We start from the raw sequence: 3,520 nt of genomic DNA on the forward strand, positions 1-3,520 counted from the left end.
GTGCAGGCTTGTCAAAGCCGTACAAGGCCTTGATCTGCTCCAGCCGCTTGGGGTCCACGCCCTGCGCGCCCCGGTAGCTCAGGCCGCCGCCTTCGGCACCACCGCCCCCGCCAACGCCAGCCTTGGCTTCGGCCATGTACTGCTCAACAGGGCCGCCCGGCACAAACTGGATCACCACAAAGGTCAGCAGCAGCACGCCCAGCAAGGTAGGGAGCATCAGCAACACGCGTTTGAGGATGTAGGCAAACATGGGTGGGCTGGCGGGTGGTTATTTTTTGTCGGGCGCGGTCTGTGGCGGTATGCGTGCCCACCAGGTGTCAATGACCCAGCCCTCGCCGCTGGAGTACGGCGGCACCGTGGCGGGCTTGGCCAGTCTCCAGGCGTTGTAGGCCATGCGGTGCGTGGCCGCTGTCCATTGCGGAATGAGGTAGTGGCTGTGCGCAATGATGCGCTCCAGCGCGTGGCAGGCGGGCAGCAGCTGGGCTTCGGTTTTGGCCGAGGTCATGGCCTTGATCATGGCATCCACCGCCGGGTTCTTCACGCCCGCAAAGTTGCCGGAGTCCTCCACGTCGGCCGCCTGGCTGCCGAACATGTCGGCAAACTCCTGCCCTGGGTTGTGGGTGCCCTGGAAGGCCATCGAGGTGATGTCGAAGTCAAACTTCTGCAGGCGCTGCTGGTACAGCGCAAAGTCCACGGAGCGGAAGCGCAAGGTGACACCGATCTTTTCGAGGTTGCGCATCCAGGGGGTGATGGTGCGCACTCCACCTTCGTTGCTGTCCATGTATTCCAGCACCATGGCCTCGCCCTTCGCGTTGCGCAGGGCGCCATCGCGCACCTCCCAGCCCGCCTGTTTGAGCAGGGCCTGCGCGCGGCGCAGGTTGGTACGCAATGACGAATCGCCGTCGGTGCGCGGGGGCACGGTCATGGGGCCAAAGGCGGTTGCGGGAATGTCTTTGCGGTAGGGCTCCATCAGCGCAAGCTCCTCGGGCGACGGGCTGCCCCTGGTTTCGCACGCGGTGTTGCCAAACAGGCCGTTCACGCGCTGGTAGGCGCCGTAGAACATCTGGCGGTTCATCCACTCATAGTCCATCGCCAGGCCCAGGGCCTCTCGCACGCGCGCATCCTGCAGCAGCGGGCGGCGGGTGTTGAGCACGTAGCTCTGAAAGCCCGACGGCAGCTTGTGCTTGAACTCGCCCTTGACCAGCTCGCCGGTGTCGAATTTTTTGCCCGTGACGCGGCGGGCCCAGTCGCCCGCGCTGAAGAACCGCATGAGGTCGAACTCGCCCGCCTTCAGGGCCTCCAGCCGCGCCGTGTTGTCCTTGTAGATCTTGACGAGGATGCGGTCGAAGTTGGCCGTGCCCTTGCGCACATTGAGGTCGCGCGCCCAGTACTGCGGGTCGCGCACATAGGTGATGTCCTTGCCAAACCGCACGGGCCCGATCTTGTAGGGGCCGCTGCCGATGGGGATGTCCATCACCACCTGGTCAAAGGGCTTGGCCTTGCCGTTTTCCACGCCCCAGTCGCGACTGAACACCGGCAAGCCGCCCACGGTGATGGGAAGCTCTCGGTTGGGTTGCTTGAAGCGGTAGCGCACGGTGCGGTCGTTGATCACATCCACGCCCGCCACCTCGATCAGCAAAGTCTTGTACGCAGGCGAGGTGAAGGGACCCACCAGCGTTTCGTAGCTGTGCTTCACGTCCTGGGCCAGCACGGGCTTGCCGTTGTGAAACCGCGCCTCGGGCCGTAGGCGGAACGTGGCAGACAGCCCATCGGGGGCGACTTCCACGTCCTCGGCCAGCAGACCATAGCCGGTCGCGGTCTCGTCCATGGAGCCCACCAGCAGCGAGTCGAACATCAGCGACGACAGGTAGGCGGGTGCGTTGCCCTTGATGGTGAACGGGTTGTACTTGTCGAAGGTGGAGACGCGCAGGTTGCTGACCAGCCGCAACTCGCCGCCCTTGGGGGCGTCGGGATTCACGTAGTCGAAATGCGCAAAACCCGCCGGATAGCGCGGCGCGCCCCACAAGGCATACGCATGCGCTGCCCACGCTGGAACAGCACACCCCATCAGCAACAAAGCCAGCCAAAACCGCATGCGACAATTCTGCACTACGTTCGCAGGGGCTTGCAGCCAAAGCCGCATATCCACATGCACCGGGCGCCAAGCCTGCATTCCGCTATTCCACAAGGAGATTTCACATGGGTTTTCTGACCGGCAAGAAGCTGCTCATCACGGGCGTGCTGTCCAACCGCTCCATCGCCTACGGCATTGCCAAGGCCTGCCACCAGCAAGGCGCCGAACTGGCGTTCAGCTACGTGGGCGAGCGCTTCAAGGACCGCATCACCGACTTTGCGGCCGAGTTCAATTCCCAGCTGGTGTTTGACTGCGATGTGGCCAGCGACGAGCAGATCGCGCGCATGTTCGCGGATCTGTCGCAGACCTGGCCGAAGTTTGACGGCTTTGTGCACAGCATCGGCTTTGCACCGCGCGAAGCGATTGCGGGCAACTTTCTGGACGGCCTGAGCCGCGAAGGCTTCCGCATTGCGCACGACATCAGCGCCTACAGCTTCCCGGCCATGGCCAAGGCGGCCCTGCCCTATCTGAACGACAAGTCGTCGCTGTTGACACTGAGCTACCTGGGCGCGCTGCGCTCCATCCCCAACTACAACACCATGGGTCTGGCCAAAGCCAGCCTGGAAGCCAGCGTGCGCTACCTGGCAGAGGCCGTGGGCCGCACCGAAGACGGCCGCAGCATCCGCGCCAACGGCATCAGCGCAGGCCCCATCAAGACGCTGGCTGCCAGCGGCATCAAGGACTTTGGCAAGCTGCTCAGCCGCGTGGCCGATGCCTCGCCCCTGCGTCGCAACGTCACGATTGAGGACGTGGGCAATGTGGCGGCCTTCCTGCTGTCGGACCTGGCCTCGGGCATGACCGCCGAGATCACCTATGTGGATGGCGGCTTCAGCCAGACAGCGGGCCTGAGCGCCGACCAGGTGTAAATCCTCGCCAGGGCTACACGCTCACTACGTAATTGGCTTCTAGCGCACATAAATCATGCGCTAGAAGCTATTTTTTTGATAGCACCACCCTGCCTATGCTCCGCAGACACTGGCTGGCCTGTATGGGCCTTGCACCCCTGGCGGCACTTGCAATACCCCAAGCCTGGGCCGCCGACGCACCCGCCCTGTTGCTGGCCAATGTGTACCGCCCCGGCATGCGGCTGGCGGACTACTGGGTGAGCGAAAAATACGATGGCGTGCGCGGCTTTTGGGACGGCCACACGCTGCGCACGCGGGGTGGTGAGACCGTGGCGGCCCCGGCATGGTTCACCGCCGGCTGGCCTGAAACTCCCATGGACGGCGAGCTGTGGGCAGGACGCGGCCGGTTCAGCCACGCCCAGTCCACCGTGCGCCAGCAGCAGCCGGACGATGCCGCATGGCGCGAGATGCGCTTCATGGTGTTTGACCTGCCCGCGCATGGTGGCACGTTTGACCAGCGCCTGCCCGCACTGAACCAACT

2 protein-coding genes and 2 pseudogenes are annotated in these 3,520 nt (G+C 64.2%); 2 read left to right on the forward strand and 2 right to left on the reverse strand.

From position 1 onward, the window contains the following. Positions 1–250: pseudogene (locus tag AC04MI_RS24125) on the reverse strand (microcin ABC transporter permease); the annotation flags it as partial. Positions 251–268: 18 nt separating this feature from the next. Further along, a complete protein-coding gene (locus AC04MI_RS24130; RefSeq protein WP_436077035.1) occupies positions 269–2,095 on the reverse strand; it encodes an extracellular solute-binding protein in 1,827 nt (608 codons plus the stop codon). A gap of 104 nt (positions 2,096–2,199) precedes the next feature. Here AC04MI_RS24130 and fabI point away from each other — a divergent pair, with 104 nt between their 5' ends. Then, positions 2,200–3,000: an enoyl-ACP reductase FabI gene (gene fabI, locus AC04MI_RS24135; RefSeq protein WP_436077034.1), complete on the forward strand. Its 801-nt coding sequence runs from the start codon at positions 2,200–2,202 to the stop codon at positions 2,998–3,000. Positions 3,001–3,095: 95 nt separating this feature from the next. Further along, positions 3,096–3,520 (forward strand): annotated as a pseudogene (locus AC04MI_RS24140) (DNA ligase); the annotation flags it as partial.

The organism is Acidovorax sp. LjRoot204, from assembly GCF_056175785.1.